Source organism: Ulvibacter litoralis (assembly GCF_900102055.1).
GTDB lineage: Bacteria > Bacteroidota > Bacteroidia > Flavobacteriales > Flavobacteriaceae > Ulvibacter > Ulvibacter litoralis.
This window is the reverse complement of sequence record NZ_FNBA01000001.1, coordinates 172,801-192,083: the sequence shown is the minus strand read 5'-3', so window position 1 is coordinate 192,083 and position 19,283 is coordinate 172,801. Positions and strand designations below refer to the sequence as shown.

General features: G+C 36.8%; 15 protein-coding genes. 9 read left to right on the top strand and 6 right to left on the bottom strand.

The annotated features are described in order from the left end of the window. The first annotated feature begins 4 nt into the window (after positions 1–4). From BLQ00_RS00935 to rlmN, 7 genes are all read left to right on the top strand, one after another. Positions 5–2,035, top strand: a complete 2,031-nt coding sequence (locus BLQ00_RS00935) for a DUF3857 domain-containing protein (protein ID WP_093139474.1) — start codon at positions 5–7, stop codon at positions 2,033–2,035. Positions 2,036–2,038: 3 nt separating this feature from the next. Next, positions 2,039–2,365, top strand: coding sequence for a nucleotide pyrophosphohydrolase (locus BLQ00_RS00930; RefSeq protein ID WP_093139472.1), 327 nt, complete (start codon positions 2,039–2,041; stop codon positions 2,363–2,365). Continuing rightward, positions 2,365–2,604, top strand: coding sequence for a hypothetical protein (locus BLQ00_RS00925; RefSeq protein WP_093139471.1), 240 nt, complete (start codon positions 2,365–2,367; stop codon positions 2,602–2,604). Before BLQ00_RS00930 ends, BLQ00_RS00925 begins: the two co-directional genes overlap by 1 nt. Further along, a complete protein-coding gene (locus tag BLQ00_RS00920; protein ID WP_093139469.1) occupies positions 2,604–3,854 on the top strand; it encodes a 3-phosphoshikimate 1-carboxyvinyltransferase in 1,251 nt (416 codons plus the stop codon). The genes BLQ00_RS00925 and BLQ00_RS00920 overlap by 1 nt, the downstream gene beginning before the upstream one ends. Positions 3,855–3,936: 82 nt before the next feature. Next, positions 3,937–4,986, top strand: a complete 1,050-nt coding sequence (gene queA / locus BLQ00_RS00915) for a tRNA preQ1(34) S-adenosylmethionine ribosyltransferase-isomerase QueA (protein ID WP_093141835.1) — start codon at positions 3,937–3,939, stop codon at positions 4,984–4,986. 131 nt (positions 4,987–5,117) lie between these two features. Further along, positions 5,118–6,773: a T9SS type A sorting domain-containing protein gene (locus BLQ00_RS00910; RefSeq protein ID WP_093139468.1), complete on the top strand. Its 1,656-nt coding sequence runs from the start codon at positions 5,118–5,120 to the stop codon at positions 6,771–6,773. A 113-nt stretch (positions 6,774–6,886) separates the two neighbouring features. Next, positions 6,887–7,927 carry a dual-specificity RNA methyltransferase RlmN gene (rlmN, locus tag BLQ00_RS00905; RefSeq protein ID WP_093139466.1) on the top strand — a complete coding sequence of 347 codons (1,041 nt, stop codon included), beginning with the start codon at positions 6,887–6,889 and terminating at the stop codon, positions 7,925–7,927. Between the two features lie 6 nt (positions 7,928–7,933). Here rlmN and BLQ00_RS00900 read toward each other — a convergent pair whose 3' ends face one another. Then, positions 7,934–9,196, bottom strand: coding sequence for a fibronectin type III domain-containing protein (locus BLQ00_RS00900; protein WP_093139465.1), 1,263 nt, complete (start codon positions 9,194–9,196; stop codon positions 7,934–7,936). A 175-nt stretch (positions 9,197–9,371) separates the two neighbouring features. Here BLQ00_RS00900 and BLQ00_RS00895 point away from each other — a divergent pair, with 175 nt between their 5' ends. Beyond that, on the top strand, positions 9,372–10,673 hold the full coding sequence (locus BLQ00_RS00895) for a prenyltransferase/squalene oxidase repeat-containing protein (RefSeq protein ID WP_093139463.1): 1,302 nt from the start codon (positions 9,372–9,374) through the stop codon (positions 10,671–10,673). Between the two features lie 74 nt (positions 10,674–10,747). On the opposite strand, the gene BLQ00_RS00890 is transcribed toward BLQ00_RS00895, so the two are convergent. Continuing rightward, complete coding sequence (locus tag BLQ00_RS00890; protein WP_093139461.1) at positions 10,748–12,211, bottom strand: hypothetical protein; 1,464 nt, start codon at positions 12,209–12,211, stop codon at positions 10,748–10,750. Positions 12,212–12,373: 162 nt separating this feature from the next. Here BLQ00_RS00890 and yiaA point away from each other — a divergent pair, with 162 nt between their 5' ends. Then, the gene (yiaA, locus tag BLQ00_RS00885) at positions 12,374–12,850 is read left to right on the top strand and encodes an inner membrane protein YiaA (RefSeq protein ID WP_093139460.1); all 477 of its coding nucleotides are present in this window, start codon (positions 12,374–12,376) and stop codon (positions 12,848–12,850) included. Between the two features lie 81 nt (positions 12,851–12,931). Here the strand turns inward: yiaA and BLQ00_RS00880 are convergent, their stop codons facing one another. The 4 genes from BLQ00_RS00880 to BLQ00_RS17845 form a co-directional block, all read right to left on the bottom strand. After that, the gene (locus BLQ00_RS00880; protein WP_093139458.1) at positions 12,932–15,085 is read right to left on the bottom strand and encodes a T9SS type A sorting domain-containing protein; all 2,154 of its coding nucleotides are present in this window, start codon (positions 15,083–15,085) and stop codon (positions 12,932–12,934) included. Between the two features lie 149 nt (positions 15,086–15,234). Further along, positions 15,235–16,926, bottom strand: coding sequence for a lysine--tRNA ligase (gene lysS, locus BLQ00_RS00875; RefSeq protein WP_093139457.1), 1,692 nt, complete (start codon positions 16,924–16,926; stop codon positions 15,235–15,237). Positions 16,927–17,022: 96 nt separating this feature from the next. Then, positions 17,023–17,925 (bottom strand): thioredoxin family protein, encoded by a 903-nt coding sequence (locus BLQ00_RS00870; RefSeq protein WP_093139455.1) that lies wholly within the window; start codon positions 17,923–17,925, stop codon positions 17,023–17,025. Positions 17,926–18,057: 132 nt separating this feature from the next. Then, a complete protein-coding gene (locus BLQ00_RS17845) occupies positions 18,058–19,116 on the bottom strand; it encodes a helix-turn-helix domain-containing protein (RefSeq protein ID WP_093139454.1) in 1,059 nt (352 codons plus the stop codon). Positions 19,117–19,283 lie beyond the last annotated feature (167 nt).

The window sequence follows — 19,283 nt, the reverse complement described above, 5'->3', positions numbered from 1 at the left end:
ACCCATGAAACGTAACACATTATTCTTATTTATTTTTGTATTTACAGTTCAAATTTCCGTAGCTCAAAACTTCAAGTTTGGAAAGGTATCTGTTGAAGAACTTAAAGAAAAATCACATCCTACCGACCCTGAAGCACATGCAGCTATCTTGTATAGAGAGTATAAAGCGAGTTACGAACAATCTGTAGATTGGGGTTTTTATATTGTAGAAGATTTTCATGAGCGCATTAAAATTTACGATAAAGAGGGGTTTGATTGGGCTACAAAACAAATAATTCTTTATCAAGCTGAAGGAGGTAAAGAAGAAGACTTAACGGGACTGAAGGCATACACGTATTATTTGGATGAGTCGGGTAAAGTTCAAGAGAAAAAACTGACTAAAAGTGGGATTTTTAAAGAAGAAGTGAATGAGTTTTGGAATGAAGAAAAATTTACCATGCCCGATTTAAAAGAAGGGTGTGTCATCGAATTCAAATACTCCATAAAATCGGCCTATATCAACGGAATTGATGAGTATCGTTTTCAAGAAACAATTCCAGTAAATAAAGTGAGTTTGCGAATTGCAGTGCCAGAATATTATAACTATAAATTACATCAAAACGGATGGCTGCCTTATCAAATTAAAAATAATGCTAGAGATCGTACAATGTCTTATTCCTATAAATTAGGAACTAGATCGGGTAGTGCTGCCGATTTAAGGGATGCAAGTAAAGTTGAAAGAACCGATATCACATTTAAAGAGAATATTTATACTGTAGATATTGATAATGTTCCAGCCTTGAAAGAAGAGCCTTATGCTCCTTATCTAGATAATTATAGTGCTTCATTAAAAATGGAGTTGTCATACGTTCAATATCCAAATTCTAGTGTGGATAGCTATGCAACTACTTGGGAAGCTGTTTCTAACTCTATTTATAATTCTAGTGGTTTTGGAGTACAGTTAAATAAAAGCAATTATTTCAAAGACGAAATTGATACATTGCTTAGTGGTGTAAGTAGTCCTGAAGAAAAAACACTGCTAATTTTTGAGTTTGTAAAAAAGAAAATGGCATGGAATAACTTCAATAGTCTTTATTCTCAAAACGGAGTTAGAAATGCTTTTAAAGAAGGTACAGGGAATGTTGCAGATATTAATCTAATGCTAACGGCAATGTTGCGCTATGCAGGGTTAAATGCAAACCCTATTCTATTGAGTACTAAGAAAAATGGAATTCCTTTATTTCCTACCAGAAATGGGTTTAACTATTTAATTTGTGGGGTTGAGATTAGCAATCATGTTTTATTGCTTGATGCTACAGATAAGGAAGCCGAAATTGATATTCTAAAACCAGAACTATTAAACTGGAAAGGGCGTATCATTCGTGAGGAAGGAAGCTCTACATGGGTGCCTTTAATTCCAACTAAGCCTGCGGTAGAAAGTACCCTTCTTACGGTTGCTATTAATGAAGATTTAGCAGCGACAGGGTCTTTAAAAAGTAGGTTTACAGGTCATTATTCTAAACTCTATAGAGATAATTACGCAAATGTTAATAAAGACGATGTTCGTAAAATAATCGAGAAAGATAAGGGCGAAATAGAAGTGTCTAATATTGAATTTGAAAATTTAAAAACATTATATAAGCCTGTTGTTCTAAGTTACGATTTTGAAAAAACAGATGCTGTTGAAGAGGTTGGCGGGAAGTTGTATCTTTCTCCTTTGTTATATTTGGCTACTGAAGAAAGTCCTTTTAAATTAGACGATCGAAAGTATCCAATAGATTTTATGTACCCTGTGAAGGATAGATACCTTGTTACAATTGCTATTCCTGAAGGATATCAAGTAGAGTCGATGCCGGAGAGTGCTAGTTTTGTAGCCGAGCGAAATGTATTAGGTTTTCGATATGCTCTGTCAAATGCAGGAGGGAAAATTCAAATTTCAGTAGAATATTCTGTTAATGAGCCTTTTATCGGTGCAGATGAATATTTGAGTCTTAAAAAGTTTTACGAACTTTTAATAGAAAAAGAGAAAGAAAAAATAGTATTAGTTAAAGCATAAAATATGAATATTCAAGACGCCCAAGCGGCAGTTGATGATTGGATTAAAGAACACGGAGTACGTTATTTTAATGAACTCACAAACATGGCGCAGCTTACAGAAGAAGTAGGTGAGGTGGCTCGAATTATAGCACGCCGTTATGGAGAGCAAAGTGAAAAAGAAAGTGATAAGAATAAAGATTTAGGAGAAGAATTAGCCGATGTGGTTTTTGTGGTGTTATGCCTAGCAAATCAGACCGGAGTGAACCTTCAAGAAGCTTTCAATAAAAAACTAGATTTAAAAACCAAGCGCGATCACGATCGCCATCACAACAATAAAAAATTGCAATAATGATAAAAAAAGTAATGAATCATAAAGGCTTTTGGAAATCGGTAGTTTCATTAGCGGTGATTTTTTCGGCAGTATTCGTTCTTATTAAATGGGCTATCGATGGTTTTAGTGCAACATTTTTTTCTGAAAGAGATCCTCTTAAATTTATCGTTGGAGTTTTAGCAGCAGGACTTGTATATGGTTTTTTTGTAACCTTCGGAAAGTTTAAAGCAAAATTGAAAGATCAAGAGCGTCATTAATGAAAGCATTATTGAAACATACGAGAGTCTCTAAAAAAGAAACTTTCATTAAAGTAACGGGCTCAAAGAGTGAATCAAATAGATTACTGTTGTTGCAAGCATTGTATCCTTCTATTGCAATAAAAAATCTTTCAGAAAGTGACGATACTCGCGTACTTCAAAAAGCATTGCAAGTAGAAAGTGGATTGGTAGATGTACATCATGCCGGAACAGCAATGCGGTTTTTAACTGCCTATTTTGCAACCAAAGAAGGTGCCGAAATCACACTTTCGGGAAGCAAACGAATGCACGAAAGACCGATTAAAATTTTAGTAGATGCGTTGTGTTCTCTAGGAGCTTCTATCACGTATTTGAAAGAAGAAGGGTATCCGCCATTGCAAATTTCGGGAAAGAAAATCATTCACAACCAAGTAACTTTAAAAGCAAATGTAAGCAGTCAGTATATTTCTGCCTTGTTACTTATAGCGCCTTCATTGCCTCACGGGCTCACCATTTCTTTAGAAGGGAAAATCACATCGGTGCCGTATATAAAAATGACATTGGCATTGTTAGATGCTTTAAGTATTGAAAATACATTTAAAGGAAATACCTTAACAGTACATCCAAAGAGCAATGTTTCACAAACAGAATGTGTTGTAGAGTCGGATTGGAGTTCGGCTTCATATTTTTACAGTTTTGTAGCCTTGGGCGCAATACCTTCAGTAACAATAAGTAGTTATTCGGAAAAAAGCCTTCAAGGTGATGCAGCATTGGCTTCAATTTATAAAGAGTTGGGGGTGAAAACTGTTTTTAATGCTTCGGAAACATCCGTAACGCTATCAGCTTCCGAAGAGAAACATGTAACCAATCTTATTGTTGACCTTGCTAACACGCCCGATATAGCACAAACTATCGTGGTAACTTGTTTTGGATTAGGAATAGGTTGTACACTCACAGGCTTACATACACTGAAGATTAAAGAAACCGATCGCCTTTCAGCACTGAAAAATGAACTTGAAAAATTTGGCGCTCAAGTTTCAATTACTAACGATTCATTACAGCTAGAATCTTGTAATATCAAAGCCCTTTCAGAAAAAACAAAAGAAACTATTGTCGTAGACACCTATTCTGATCATAGAATGGCAATGGCATTTGCGCCACTTGCACTTCAGTTTTTGGTTTGTATGAACGACCCGATGGTGGTAACAAAATCCTTTCCAAGCTTTTGGGAGGACATACAGAAAATGGGTGTTCTTGCAGATTTTCAATAATAATTCGCTATTTACTTGACAACGCCTATGCTGAGGTTGTATATTTGCCACCTTTTACACACATAAATATTTAACTATGGGAATGAAACTTTCTGCTTTTCAATTTAATCTTCCAGACGAACTTTTGGCCGAATACCCAGCCGATAACAGAGATGAGGCTCGATTAATGGTGTTAAACCGAAAAGAGCAAACTATTGAGCATAAAATGTTTAAAGATCTTATCGATTATTTTGAAGAAGATGATGTTTTGGTTCTTAATAACACAAAAGTTTTTCCAGCACGTTTGTTCGGAAATAAAGAAAAAACAGGAGCGAGAATCGAAGTGTTTTTGTTGCGTGAGTTAAATCCTGAGACACGTCTTTGGGATGTGTTGGTAGATCCTGCACGTAAAATTAGAATTGGAAATAAATTATACTTTGGCGATGACGAAACATTAGTTGCTGAAGTAATCGATAATACAACTTCAAGAGGAAGAACATTGCGTTTCTTGTTTGATGGTTCGTATGAAGAGTTTAGAAATAAACTAACCGAACTTGGTGAAACGCCACTTCCAAAATACATTAAAAGAGAGGTAGAGCCAGAAGATGCAGAGCGTTACCAAACTATTTTTGCAAAAAATGAAGGAGCAGTAGCAGCACCAACTGCTGGATTGCACTTTTCGAAGCATTTGCTAAAACGTTTAGAGATAAAAGGAATTGACTTTGCGGAAGTAACACTTCACGTAGGTCTAGGTACGTTTAGCTCTGTTGAGGTTGAAGACCTTTCGAAGCATAAAATGGATTCTGAAGAGATGATCATTGATGAAGCTGCAGCAAAAATTATCAACAACGGGATTGAAAGAAAAAAACGTGTGTGTGCTGTAGGTACAACTGCAATGCGTGCTCTAGAAAGCTCGGTGTCTTCAGGATATAGATTAAATGCATATTCGGGTTGGACAAATAAGTTTATTTTTCCTCCATACGATTTTAGTATTGCAAATGCGATGATAACGAACTTCCATACGCCAAAATCAACTTTATTAATGATGGTTTCTGCATTCGCAGGACACGATTTTATTAAGAAAGCGTACGATGAAGCAATTAAAGAAAAATACAGGTTCTATACCTACGGAGACGCAATGCTTATTATCTAAGTAACGTTCAATAATTCTACTAAAACCCCGATGTTTCATCGGGGTTTTTTATTTTGTAACAAATTGATTTTCAAATCCCAATTTAAATAGCTATTTTAGTATGATTGTTTGCTAACTAACAAACCTTACGAGTGAAACGATTTTTACTTCTATGTTTTATCTGCTTTACTGTTCTAAGCTCTTTTTCGCAAGAGATAGAAACAGTTCCTGTTAGTTGGCGACTACCTATCACAACAAATGTTCCTATTGTTCAGCTTCCGTCTATTAACTTAGAAGCTTTGGCTGTAGAGGATAGTATAAATGATTTAGATAAAACACTTCCTTGGCGTTATGGAGTTGAAAGAAGGCTTGATATCGATTTTTCTGAAACAGGCCAATGGACAGACATTCCGAATATTGGAAGAATATGGCGCGGTGCTATAAAATCGCCAAACGCACTTAATTTAAGTGTGAATTTTAATAGTTTCTACTTGCCAAAAGGAACAACACTTCATCTTTATAATAGCGATCGTTCTGAAGTGTCACAGACCTATTCTTCTAAACAAAACCGAGCCAATAAAATATTAGGATCTTGGTTTGTGACAGGAGATCTAATCTGGATTGAATATTTTGAGCCAGAGAGTGTGAATGAAGAGGCGAATATTTCTATTGGTAGTATAATTCATGGATATCGAATGGATCGTGTTTCTCAATTTGTAGGAGCAAATCGCGGTATGAATGATTCTGGAGCATGTAATTATGATGTAAATTGTCCTATTGGAGATGATTTTGACAGTAAAAAAGATGTGGTAAAAAAAGCAGTTGCTTTATTAACCTTAGGAAATGGCTATTTGTGTTCTGCCGCTTTAGTGAACAATTCGCAAGCAGACAAAACACCGTATTTACTTACCGCAAATCACTGTTTGGATAATAGCGATCCTGCTTTTTGGACCGTTCGGTTTAATTGGATGAGTCCAGGGCCTGTGTGCGCAACGGGCGAAGAAAGTCCAGATTTGCAAACGAATTTTACCATGAGTGGTGCCGAATTAAAAGCAAACAATGCGCTAACAGATTTTGCGCTGGTCGAAATGTATAATGCAATTCCGGAATCGTGGGATGTTACCTTTGCCGGTTGGGATAATAGAGACGAAAACCCTTTATTCGAAGTAGGGATTCATCATCCTAATGGAGATATCATGAAAATTTGTCGAGACGATTCTGGTGCTGTGAAAGAAAACGCCAACGGAACTGAAGTCTGGCTTATTGGTGGTGTGTCGGTTGGAACAGGCGATGGCTGGGAAATTGGAACTACCGAAAGTGGTTCGTCAGGTTCTCCTTTATTTAATCAAGACGGTAAAATTATTGGGCAGTTATATGCTGGGCAATCTTTCTGCGACGGGTTTCAGAACAATAACGATTATGATATCTACGGAAGGTTTGGCGTTTCATGGAATGCGGGTGCAACACCAGAAACAAGATTAAGCGATTGGTTAGATCCTACGGGAAGTGGTATTTCTAGCACTGAATCTTTACAAAATATTCTGAACGTACCAGAAGTTCAAGAAATTGGGGCACTTGAAATTTACCCTAATCCAACGGCTACTAACATTACAGTCTTAAACAGTAGATTCCCTAATTTGTCGTTCAAGTTATTTTCTACATTAGGTCAGAAATTAATGGAAGGTTCTTTGTCGAATACAATGAACACTATCTCTCTTGAAAGTTTTAACGAAGGGATTTACTTCTTGTATCTTTTAGATGCCGATTCTGAATCTACAATCACTAAGAAGATTGTTGTAGAACGATAATATTTCTTATCCTTTTTATTTTGCCACTCCTTTTTTCTATTCAGAAGTGCTATTCAGAAGTTTGCATCTTGAATAGGCATAATTGAATATTGAATTCTGTATTTTTGCATTCAATGACTTCAGAAAAAAAAGATATAAGATCACTTTCCAAAGAAGACCTACGCGTTTTCTTTGAAAGTATTGGTGACAAAGCATTCCGTGGTAATCAAGTATATGAGTGGCTGTGGAGTAAAGGAATACACCGTTTTGAGGATATGACAAATATCTCTAAGGAAACACGTGCCCATTTAGAAGCCAATTATGTGATCAATCATATTGAAGTTGATAACATCCAACGTAGTAACGATGGTACCGTTAAAAATGCCGTAAAATTACACGACGGACTCATCGTAGAATCGGTGTTGATACCTACCAAAAACAGAACAACTGCCTGTGTTTCTTCGCAAGTGGGGTGTAGTTTGGATTGTAAATTTTGTGCGACCTCTCGTTTAAAACGAATGCGAAACCTAAATCCTGATGAGATTTACGATCAGGTAGTCGCTATTGATAAAGAAAGTAGGTTGTACCATGACAGACCCCTTTCTAATATTGTGTTTATGGGGATGGGAGAACCCTTAATGAACTATAAGAATGTTCTAGAGTCAATCGATAAGATTACTTCGGAAGGTGGTTTAGGAATGTCTCCAAAGCGAATTACTGTTTCAACTTCTGGGGTTCCTAAAATGATTCGGAAATTGGCCGATGATGAAGTGAAATTCCATTTGGCAGTTTCGTTGCACTCGGCAATTCAGGAAACGCGAGAGCAAATAATGCCCTTTGCAAAAAGTTTTACGTTGCCCGATTTAAAAGATTCGCTGATTTATTGGTATGAAAAAACCAACCGAAAAATCACTTACGAATACATTGTTTGGGACGGAATAAACGATAACACTGAAGCGATTGAAGCTTTGGTGCAGTTCTGTAAAGCCGTGCCTTGTAAAGTAAATTTGATTGAATACAATCCTATCGACGATGGAGAGTTTCAACAAGCCAAAAGTACCGCGATAGATGCGTATATAAATACGTTGGAGCGCTACAGAATCCCTGTAACCGTTCGAAGAAGTCGTGGAAAAGACATTGACGCAGCTTGTGGTCAATTGGCAAATAAATCGTAATCGTTTTTAAGGTTCAATTTCATCTAAGTACTGCAATAACATAACAACCGCTTCATTGTGTACAATGGTTCTGCCTAATTGTGGCATCATATACGACGGAATGTTGCTTTGGGTACGCGCTTCAATTTCACCTCTATTTGCGTAAATTCCAGTACCTTCATACGGAGTCTCTAATCTAAAATCAAGACCAAAATTAGAAACAGGTCCGCCAGGTTGATGGCAATGCGCGCAATTGATGTCAATATATGCTCTTGCACGAGAAAAAATGTCTAAACTTTCATCTGTCCAATCGGGAAGAATAGAAATGCTTGCTGAATTTACACCATCTAGCAATCCAATTCCAGAGAAATAATCCAACTGATTCTGGCTCACATAACTCGGTGTAAAATTCATACTTCTCAGTTTCATTCCAATAGGAAATGTATTTTCATCGTTATTGTGACAGGTAAAACAGTCCGTTTTTGAGGGAATCACATAATTTATATTTTGTGTTTCTCCATTTGTGTCAATGTAGCTTATCGGGTCAACACTTCCAGCTTCACTATATACAGCATCTGTCATGCTTCCGTTCCATACATAATTTCCAACTTGCCAAGAACCTTCAATTTTTAAAAGCACACGCGTTTCAATAATTTGCTTTCCTTGACTTGGATCTCCTTCGTTTACATAGTAATAAAAAGTTTTAGCGATTAAGGTGTTGTCTGGAAACTTCGGAAGTAAATCAGAATTATTGTATTCTAGTTTTGTGTCATTCGGAAGCCGAACCAAACGTTGTTTCTTTGCGTAATCGGTAAACAATGTACTATTCAATTCGTATAACTGAACACCATCGGCAGGCGTTAAATCGGAAAACGTGCCAGTATAAATTCCCATATCCGATAAGTTTGTCTCAAATCGAAGCGGTGCAGCAATTGTTGAAAAAGTAACCGTATTGCTGGCTCCAGATTCGTTGCCAGCAGCATCTATAGCAGTTACTTTAAAATTATAGGTTGTTTCTTCGGAAAGTGACGTAACGGCGAATGAGGTTGCGTTGATCGCAGTTTCAGTTAAGGTTCCATTTTCGTACAATTGATAGGAGGCAACACCTACATTATCTGTAGCCGCTTCCCAACTAAGTTGCGCTGAAGTTTCAGTAATACTTGAAGCTGTCAATTGTAAAGGAGTAGAAGGTGCTTCAGTGTCTTCTGTAGCTACAGGGCTATCATCACTTCCGCAGGAAATTAATAAGAGTATTAAGAAAAAGTTACATAACTGAGATACAATCTTCATTTGAGTGGTATTTATTGTTAAAAATAGGAAAATACATTGTGTTGTTTACCATAGGGTTGTTAAAATCTAAACTCTTTCAGCAGTAAAGTTCCCTCAATGAGAAAGAGTGTTGCCTAATCCTATGTTTTTTAAAGTGCCTGTTTACAATAGCTTCGGTGAAAAATAAAACAGAATTATGAAAACAAAATTGATGTTACTAGGTTTTCCAGCGGTAGTTGTAAGTGTATTAATCGCTTTCTTTTCTTCAGAAGCAACCTATCCAGAAACAAAAAGAACACTGCAATCTGAAAAGGGTTGTGTGTTTATGACGGTCATGGGAGAGCAGTCTTCTACAGATTTTGATGTGTATAAGACCAATGAAAATGTTGGGTTATCGGTACGCGACGGACTCTCATGGTTGCGAGAGGCACAATTAGCAAACGGCGGTTATGGCGCAGGAAGTCATAGTGCGCAACATGTTAAAAATCCGCACGCTGTTTCTGCCGATCCAGCAACCACTGCAATGGTGGCAACTGCTTTTTTACGAAGCGGAACTACCTTAAAAAAAGGGGCGTATGCCAACAACTTAAAAGGAGCCATAAATTATTTGCTTGAAACTGTGGAGAACACGCCTTCCGATAGTCCGTATATCACAGAAGTTCGCGGGACGCAAATACAAACAAAATTGGGAGAGAATATAGACGCTGTGTTAACGGCTCAGTTTCTTTCAAGTTTATTAGACCGCGACCTTAAAGGCATTGATAAAAAACGCGTAGCTCGTTGTTTGGATATCTGTGTTTCAAAAATACAACAAGGAACCGATGGCAATGGTAAACAAGCTGGAGCTGGTTGGGCAGGAGTATTGCAAAGTGGCTTGGCAAATAGTGCTTTAGAATCTGCACAAGCAGTCGGTGCTGAAGTGGATGAAGAAGTGATGGAACGCTCTCGAAACTATCAAAAAGGAAATTACAACGACGAAACAGGAAATGTAAAAACCGAAGATGGTGCAGGTGTTATGTTGTACGCAGTAAGCAGCAGTGTTCGTGCCAGTGCGAAAGAAGCGAGAAAGGCAGAAGAATCTTTGAATGAAGCTAAGAGAATAGGGAAATTGAAAAAAGATGCTCCTATGACGGTTGCCAATTTAAAAACGGCTGGTTTGGACGAATCGGAAGCATTGCTGTATTCAACGTCGTATAATGTGTATCAATCTGCGAAAGATAAAGCGCAACAAAATGATGTGCTTAACGGATTTGGAAACAATGGCGGTGAAGAGTTTTTGAGTTTTTTGCAAACGGGGGAATCGATGGTGGTGAATAAAGATGAAGATTGGAAAAAATGGTACGATAATATGAGCGGACGAATTTTAAAGATTCAAAATACCGATGGAAGCTGGAACGGTCATCACTGTATTACGAGTCCGGTGTTTTGCACTGCGACCAGTGTGTTGTTGTTAACCGTAGAAAATGATATTGAGTTTTTACGAAAAGTAGGAGAGTAACTTTTTGTAATCTACAAATTAATGGTTGGTGAGTGGCACCGTTCTTCGCTTTTAAGTTGAGGGCGGTGTTTTTTTTAATGCACCAATTCTAAAGTGACTTCGTACACGTCTTTTTGTTCCATTTTTGCTTTTAACCAAGCGTAAAAACTCATAACAAAAATGTCTTCGCGTTCTTTTCCAATCCAATTGAAAGAAGCTTCGACTTTATTTTTAAATGCTTCCGATTGTACCGCGTTTGGATTTTCGTAATACAAGCCTACTAGTTTTATAAAGTTTAGTACCCGTAATTCATCTCCTTCCTTTAAGCGTTTTGAGAATTTAGAGGTGAAACTTTGCAATCGTGAAAGGACAAGTTCTAGACGATCTAATTCTATTAGCACTAAAATTTCGAGAATCGATTTTTTTAAAACCCAGAGCCAACCCGATTTTTTCTCATACCAAACATCGCTATGGTGTAAGTCTTTAAAAATTTGATAGGCCTCTTTCCATCTATTTTGCTGAAAGAGTCCCATTGCCAAAGTAAGCTGAATATCTAAGGAGTCTTTTGCATATTTCGGAAGGAGTTCGGTAGCGGCAAGACACTCTCCCGTATAAATTTGAACCAAGGCTTTGTTTAGAATCAGTTTTTCTTGAAAGCGTTGTTTGTAAACACCGTTTTTCTTTTCCATTTCCAGTTCCATTTTTTCTGAAAATGCTTTAGAAGCCGTAAAGTTTTTATTTCTGAAAAGCGTCACGGCCATCGCATGCAATATCTCAATATGATAATACAAATGCTTGTCGGTAGTAATGTCTTTTTGTTTTTCTGAAATTACCGCGTACGTCTGAGACATGAAGTTTTCAATCTCGTAAAAGTTGCTTTGCAATCTCGCAGCCGTTGTAATAGTACTCATTAATTGAAAGAGCGATTTGTAAGTAAGTGCTTTGTTTATTTCAATATTGAAAGCTGAGAAGGCTTCGGAAATAATGTCGTTGATCGATTGCTTAGGGGTTGTTTTTAATTTCGCTTTTATAGTAGCGTACGCCATATTTAGATGTTGCTCTTGCTGAAAGTACTTTAAGTTTAATTGTGCTTCTGCTATAATTTCTGAAAGTGCTAGTTTCGGATGTAAATGTGCATACTGAATTTTTGTGTGATAGATTTCAGTAAGAATAGAATAGACATCGAGTTGCTGTGCGTTACGTTCGGCTTTTTCAAGTGTTTTAAAGGCTGTTTTATAATGTTTGTGTTCAAAAAAGATACGAGCAGCGAGAAGGAGTTTTAATATCTCCATTTCTTCATTGCTTTCAATAGCGAAACTTTTAGAAGCAATAAAATCAATTAGGTTGTCTTGAAGTCGTTTGCAGAGTGCATGATATGCATTTCTAGCTGCTTTTCCGTAGAGTATTACATCAAGGTTCTCGGTTTTTCCATTTACAATCAATTTAAAGAGCGCACTGTTTTTGGTATCGCCTCTTCGGTTCTTTTTCTGAAGAAATCGCAGGAATTCTTGTTGTTCTTCTTCAGAAAGAATGGAAATAATAGTAGATAAAGCTTTCATTAAATCGTAAGATTATTATTCAAAAATAGCTTTAATTATTAGCTTTTTATTATTTATTGATATTTTAAATCGTAAGTTTTTTGTAAAAATGCTATTTCTCACACTTCAGAAGCATTGCATATTTGTACCATCATCAATAAATAATCATCAAAACAATTTATTATGGAAAATCAATTTTTTAGTGACGCAATAGAGAACAAAAAAAGTTCAACGTCAAAAGACAAAAAAGAAGAAAAGTTTAATTGCAGACCTACTGCAGCATTTGTTTCTGCCTCTTGGTCGGCACTATTTATAGGAATGGTCTCGTATTGCATCGGACTGTGGAATGTAAACATGATGCTTAATGAAAAAGGATATTATTTTACCATTTTACTATTTGGGTTATTCTCGGTCGTTTCCGTTCAGAAAAGTGTGCGAGACAGGCAAGAAGGAGTGCCCGTAACAGATATCTATTATGGAATTAGTTGGTTTACAACTATCGCTTCAATTGTATTATTAGTGATCGGTTTGTGGAATGCCGATTTAGAATTAAGTGAGAAAGGGTTCTACGGAATGTCGTTTGCATTGGCATTATTTGGTGTTGTTGCCGTTCAGAAAAACGTGCGAGACATTAAATGGATAGACGAACAAGATAAATAATAAAAAAACAAAACAGGTATTCCTATAGGTTAGAAATACCTGTTTTGATGATGAAAACGGCTCCTTAAAAAGGGGCTGTTTTTATTTTTTGATAAACTTTAAAACATCGCTGTAACCTTCTATTTTAATAATATAGGCTCCAGTTGCAACGTTAGAAACGTTTAACGTGTTAGCGTTAGTGTCGATTGTTTGTTCTAGTATTTTTTGACCTAGTAAGTTATAAACAGTCGCATTGTACTCTTTCGTAACATCTAAGAATGTTATAGTATCATCTACTGGGTTTGGATATAGTGATATTGTTAATACAGCATCTATATCGGCAACACCAAGTGCGCTACATGGTTCTGGAGCAGTACCTGCATTAGATTCGTTAACCAAACAAGCAGCGTCATCAGAAAAAGCAGCTGTTAAGTCAATCGCTTCACCGTCTGAAGGAAGTGTTACTCCTGTAAATGTGTAAGGAGAAACTAAACCTGCTACCGAAACTGAAGCAGTACCATCACCTGTTAAGTCTAAAGTACCAGTTGCTGGTGTGTTTTCAAAAGTAACTACGATATCTGCTGTAAAGAAGTCGTCAGATGGATCAGTATTGGTTCCATTGTCATCACAAGCAGAAAAGTTTGTCGCTTCTATGTCTGAAATTGAACAACCTGTACAAGAGTAAGGAGGTAATACATATCCTCTAGCTTCAAAACGTTCTGTGAACGCATCAATCTCAGCACATGTGTAGTCCATATCGATGGCAGCTTGACGCACTGCAATAGCAGCATTTTGTTGGTTGGTAGAACTGTTTGTCATCGCTAAACCTTCTAGTACAGCGGTGTCCATTTTGTCTTTTCCAATAATTTCCCAGATTTCTAATAATACAGTTGCCCAGATTTGACCATCTGTATGAATACTACCTGTAAGACCTCCTGGGTACATTGCTGTGTAGTTTGTTACACGTCCTGGCCAATAAGGATTATGACCATCCCATCCAAATACATAATAGTAGGATGGGTCTGAAGTTTGCCATTGTCCTAAGCCTCTTTTATAAGAGTTCGCGAAATAATCTCCAGTACCTTCACTTAATCCATTTACTTGAGAAAGGTTTCCGTTAGTAATCCAATCGTGAAGTCCGTGACCTAATTCATGTAAAATTACATCCATATCTTCAGCATCATCAACACCACCTTCTCCGAAGTTAAGGCTTCCACCACCGTATGATGAGTTATCTGCTCCGTTAAAAGCGTGTGGGTCGTAACGAACAACACCTCCATTATAAATAGATACAAGTGTAATTCCTAAATCTTCATTAATATGTCTAATTGCTTTGTCTAGGTGGTAGTAGCAGTTTGCTGCTTCAAAACCTTGCTCATCTCTCGTGAAGTCAAAATCAGGAGAATCTTGAATAAATAATCCAGTCGCAGGTGATTGTAATTCTGCAATTTCAGCATAAGGACCTCTTAATCTATAATCAGATCCTGTTTGTTCGATGTCTAAAAGAGTTACCGCAGTTCTAGCTGCATCTAAGTCAGCATTTGTAGCATCGTTGTTGTCAGAGTAGTTTCCACCGTAAATATTAAGAGTTTTTGTTAATGGGTCTGGATCAAACACCATTGCAGTTCCATTAGCTACCGCCGAAAAGCCAACACTTTCGCTTCTTTTTCCCGCTTTTTTTTTAGAGCTTCCTGTATATTGTGGTTCTGCTGATTTTTCTTTTTCATAAATAGAAATATCGTTAGTGCTAAGAACAGCTCCAGTTTGAGCATCTACAATCGTTTCCCAGTATCCAATTAAAAATTCAGACATTGTAGTAACTCGATATACTAATTTTGTAGCATCAAGCTTGTTGTAAACATATAGTTTTACTTCTTCTTGATAAATTACTCCTTCAATTCTTAATGCAGTAATTGCAGCTTGTAATGCTTCATTTTCAGAAATAGAAGGTGTTGTGTTAATTGTTTCTATCGATTCGTCGAAGGTGCTAGAATGATAGGTTACTTTGTTCTTTTTTGAGACGTGAACCGCAATTGACGAGTCAAAAACTTCCACACCATTAACGGTATGTTGGTATCTAAATGTTTCTCCAGAAAGACCAGCTCTGCTAGAATTTAAGGCAAAGCTCTGATTGGCTTTTAAATTTTGTACGTTTTCAGTAAGCCATGTTTGGGCTACTTGTTCTTTGTTTTCTTGCGCTATTACTACCTGTGACAGTGTAAACATGCATAGCAAGAGAGATACTATTACTTTCATTGATTAAAGATTAAGAGTTAGTTTTTTATAAAAGTAACCTTATTTTTTAGGATAATAATAATTTATGAGAAATGATTATTCTTACAAACGAAAAAAGGGAGTAGCTTTTGCTACTCCCTTTTTTTTATACTTAGTTATATAAGTGTGATTTAAGCTAGCTTAACAAAGAGGCCTTCGTTGTTTTTTTCGACAGTAGCAATTTTGCTTTTGGTTAAGCCTTTAATCGTCTTATCCCATTTTTTGTTGCTTAATCCACTTTGTTCTTTTAGCGTGTTCAGTTCCATAGGAGAATTTGCTTTTAGAAGTGTAAACACAGCTTTTTCGTCTTCCGACATTTCAACTTTTTTCTTTTCCGGACGCATTTGCGGGAAAAATAAAACTTCTTGAATAGAAGCGTTGTTGGTTAGGAACATAATTAAACGGTCCATTCCAATTCCCATTCCACTTGTTGGAGGCATTCCGTATTCCAAAGCTCTTAAAAAGTCGTAGTCGATAAAAGCCGTTGCTTCATCATCACCTCTGTCGGCAAGTTTTAGCTGTGCTTCAAAACGTTCGCGTTGATCAATAGGGTCGTTTAACTCACTGTATGCGTTTGCGATTTCTTTTCCGCAGACCATTAACTCAAAGCGTTCGGTAAGCTCTGGATTGTCTCGGTGTTCTTTACACAACGGACTCATTTCTTTAGGGTAGTCAGTGATAAAAGTGGGTTGAATGTAATTTCCTTCACATTTTTCGCCAAAAATCTCATCAATCAGTTTTCCTTTCCCCATCGTGTCATCTACTTCGATGCCCATTTCTTGTGCGGCTTTTCGAATTTCATCTTCCGATTTGCCATTAATATCAAATCCTGTAAAATGTTTGATAGAATCTGCCATGGTAACACGTGCATAAGGGGCTTTAAAATCTATTTCATGTTCCCCAAAAGTCGCTTTTGTAGTTCCGTTTACTTCCGTAGCACAAAATTCTAACAACTGCTCACAGAAATCCATCATCCAGTTGTAATCCTTGTACGCTACATAGATTTCCATCGCAGTAAACTCAGGATTGTGCGTTCTGTCCATTCCTTCATTTCTGAAGTTTTTAGAAAACTCATACACACCATCAAAACCACCAACAATAAGGCGTTTTAGGTATAATTCGTTCGCAATTCGCATGTATAATGGAATGTCTAACGAGTTGTGATGTGTTGTAAACGGACGTGCTGCTGCACCACCAGGAATGGGTTGTAATACAGGGGTTTCTACCTCGAAATAGTCACGCTCATTAAAGAAAGTACGCATGGCATTAAAAAGCTTGGTGCGCTTCATGAATATTTCTTTCACATGCGGATTCACTACCAAATCGGCGTACCGCTGACGGTATCTTTGTTCTGGATCTGTAAATGCATCGTGTACTTTTCCTTCCGCATCAACTCTAGGCTGTGGTAAGGGTTTTAATGCTTTCGAAAGCAATACAAACTCTTTTACCATCACTGTTTTTTCACCTACTTTGGTGGTGAACAATTCACCTACAATTCCAATAAAATCACCAATATCGAGTAATTTTTTATACACATTATTGTAGTGAGATTTGTCTTCTCCAGGGCAAATTTCATCCCTGTTAAAATACACCTGAATACGCCCTTCCGAATCTTGTAGCTCTGCAAATGAAGCAGGACCTTGAATACGTCTCGACATTAATCTACCTGCAATAGTCACCTTTTTACCTTCCTTGAAATCCTTCTTTATCCCCTTACTAGTAGCATCTACAGGGTATAAGTCGGCAGGATAAGGATTGATGCCTAAATTGCGTAATTGGTTTAGTTTGTCTCTTCGTACTAATTCGAGTTCAGAAAGTTGCATAATGTTTGTGTAAAATAAGACGCAAATATAGAGACAAACAACGGGTTTTTCAATTTCGTTGGCCTTTTTTAGGTATAAATTCGGTTCTAGGTGTATTTAATACTTTTTAGCTTCTTGTTGGGTTTCTTCAATTTTTGCGATCGCTTTTTGCACCCTTTCGTTTTTTGGGTTTAACGCAAACGATTTTTTATAATACTCAAGTGCTTCCGGTAGTTTATGAGTAAGGTATAGTTTGTTCCCTAAATTCTCGTACGTATAGGCTTCTTCAGGATATAATAAGGTATTTAGTTTTGCAACAGCAATCGCTTCATCTTTTTGTTCTGAATAAAATAGTACGCTAGAGTAGGTGTTTAATTCCGAAAGACTTTTGGCTTCTTTTTTTAACTTCGGAAGGAGTTTTTTCGATTTCTTCTGAAACTTTTGCAATCCCATTTCTGCTAGCGTGTTTGATACAGTGGTGACCGCTTGATAATTGGGGATGTAGTTTTCTTGCTGAAGGATTTCTACAACATCGGCTTCAAACGAACTAACGGGATGTTCTACAATTCGGTTTACTTCTTTTCCGTCTTTGTAAAAGATAAACGTAGGGACTCTATGAATGGTGTGTCCTTCTTCTTCGCCACCGGGACTTTGTTTGTAGTGGTCTCTTTCATTGTTTACGGCTACCGTTGTTAACCGTGCTAAAGGAAAATTAGCTTCGTCTAATACTTTGTAAAAGCGAGGAAGCTCTTCTCTACTATCGCCACACCAAGTTCCGAAAAATGCAGTAATGGTGTATTCTGGAAGTTTATTTTTTATAATAGATAGTTGTTCTTTATTGGGTTGGTATTCGTTGTAGTGGGTTTCAAACCATTCTTTGTAGGTTCCATTTAGAAGGATGTCTTTGTTTATTTTTCCAAGTAATACAGAAGTATCATCTCTCGCGATTTCTTGATTGAAAGGTTGTGCGGGTGCTATTAAAGCGGATAGACTGAATAATAGAAATAGTAAATTTTTCATTTGTTTTTGGTTTTAGTTTCTGAAACGAAGCTATACCAAACGACCCATAAAGTGAAAAATTAGCGGTTTGAAAAGAGGTCTAGTCCTAGGTTGAAATGAGTTAAAGTGTTTTAAATCAGGTTTTTGCTAAGACTAGTTATTGAGTTTCTTAACTTCTTCTCGAGAAGAAACATGTAGTTTTTTGTAAAGATTGTTGATGTGCGTTTTAACAGTGCTAAGACTCACAAACATCTCCGCAGCAATTTCTTTATTGGTTTTGTCTTCCAAAATAAGATCGAGCACTTTTTTCTCTTGTTTGGAAAGAGATGCTTCAAGAGACGGAATTTGTGCGGTTGCCTTTTTTAACTTTCCGAAGAAATAAAAATTCCCCAAAATGGAAACTAATGCGATGCCGCTTAATAAGTACAACCACCACGGATATTTAATGGTATGGTTTTCAGAAATAATATACTTATCAGATGTTAGTTCTGCTTTGTATTGTGAAACGTACTGACTGTTTGGATAAGCTGTGGTAAGACGTTCTAATAAGTTGTCGTAGTACGGATTGGTTTTTAGGTCTTCCAAATAATACGAATGAAGACTCTGTGTCCTGTCCGACAAAAATGCATAGCTGTATAATTCGGCCAAGGGTTCGTGTAATTGTTCGCCATATTCTTGTAAAATATGAAACCATTTTTTTGAATTCATGCTTCTATTGGCTTCACTTCGATAGGTTCCGAAGGCAAAACTCATATCGTGTTTTAAAGAGTCTATTTTTAAAAAGGCGTTTGCTTTTTCATTTTTAGAAACTACTTTGCAAAACATTTCATTATCGAAGCTAAATGGAAGCGTAAGGGTGTCATTATTATTGGCGATAAAAATGATTTCTTTGCTGTTCGGGCAATGGCTTGTGAAGTGAGAGGTGTTTTGGTCTGCTTCGTTGCAGGTATCTACGTGAATGCGATAAATTCTGTTTTCGGAGGGTAGATTATTACCAAAAAAAGAAAAATATCCGGTAGTGTCGGGTGTTGTTTTACTTAGTATTTGTTCTGGATACACCCCAGAAATTTTTCGGTAGTCTTCTACAACCGAAAGGTATACATTGCCATCGATTACTTGTGTGTCTACGTGCCCAGAAAATTGATACTGTGCATGACTCGATAGTGTCGCTAAACAAAAAAGAAAGGTGTAAACAAGTTGGTTTCGATTCATAAGGAAGTAAAGTACGAATATAAGTACAATCAAATTGTAAATCAATAGGTGTAACAAAAGCTAATTGTAAAGGACAAATAAAATGTGAACCTTGATATAATGGATGGTCGCTTTAAAATTTGGTTTTCGAACTGTTTTTTGAGATTGCTAAATGTACTTTATAAGAG

Bases quoted from the DNA above. Each gene is read 5' to 3' on its own strand.
- BLQ00_RS00935 (WP_093139474.1), top strand. From the start codon at position 5: ATGAAACGTAACACATTATTCTTATTTATTTTTGTATTTACAGTTCAA.
- BLQ00_RS00930 (WP_093139472.1), top strand. From the start codon at position 2,039: ATGAATATTCAAGACGCCCAAGCGGCAGTTGATGATTGGATTAAAGAA.
- BLQ00_RS00925 (WP_093139471.1), top strand. From the start codon at position 2,365: ATGATAAAAAAAGTAATGAATCATAAAGGCTTTTGGAAATCGGTAGTT.
- BLQ00_RS00920 (WP_093139469.1), top strand. From the start codon at position 2,604: ATGAAAGCATTATTGAAACATACGAGAGTCTCTAAAAAAGAAACTTTC.
- queA (WP_093141835.1), top strand. From the start codon at position 3,937: ATGAAACTTTCTGCTTTTCAATTTAATCTTCCAGACGAACTTTTGGCC.
- rlmN (WP_093139466.1), top strand. From the start codon at position 6,887: ATGACTTCAGAAAAAAAAGATATAAGATCACTTTCCAAAGAAGACCTA.
- BLQ00_RS00900 (WP_093139465.1), bottom strand. From the start codon at position 9,196: ATGAAGATTGTATCTCAGTTATGTAACTTTTTCTTAATACTCTTATTA.
- BLQ00_RS00895 (WP_093139463.1), top strand. From the start codon at position 9,372: ATGAAAACAAAATTGATGTTACTAGGTTTTCCAGCGGTAGTTGTAAGT.
- BLQ00_RS00890 (WP_093139461.1), bottom strand. From the start codon at position 12,211: ATGAAAGCTTTATCTACTATTATTTCCATTCTTTCTGAAGAAGAACAA.
- yiaA (WP_093139460.1), top strand. From the start codon at position 12,374: ATGGAAAATCAATTTTTTAGTGACGCAATAGAGAACAAAAAAAGTTCA.
- BLQ00_RS00880 (WP_093139458.1), bottom strand. From the start codon at position 15,085: ATGAAAGTAATAGTATCTCTCTTGCTATGCATGTTTACACTGTCACAG.
- lysS (WP_093139457.1), bottom strand. From the start codon at position 16,926: ATGCAACTTTCTGAACTCGAATTAGTACGAAGAGACAAACTAAACCAA.
- BLQ00_RS00870 (WP_093139455.1), bottom strand. From the start codon at position 17,925: ATGAAAAATTTACTATTTCTATTATTCAGTCTATCCGCTTTAATAGCA.
- BLQ00_RS17845 (WP_093139454.1), bottom strand. From the start codon at position 19,116: ATGAATCGAAACCAACTTGTTTACACCTTTCTTTTTTGTTTAGCGACA.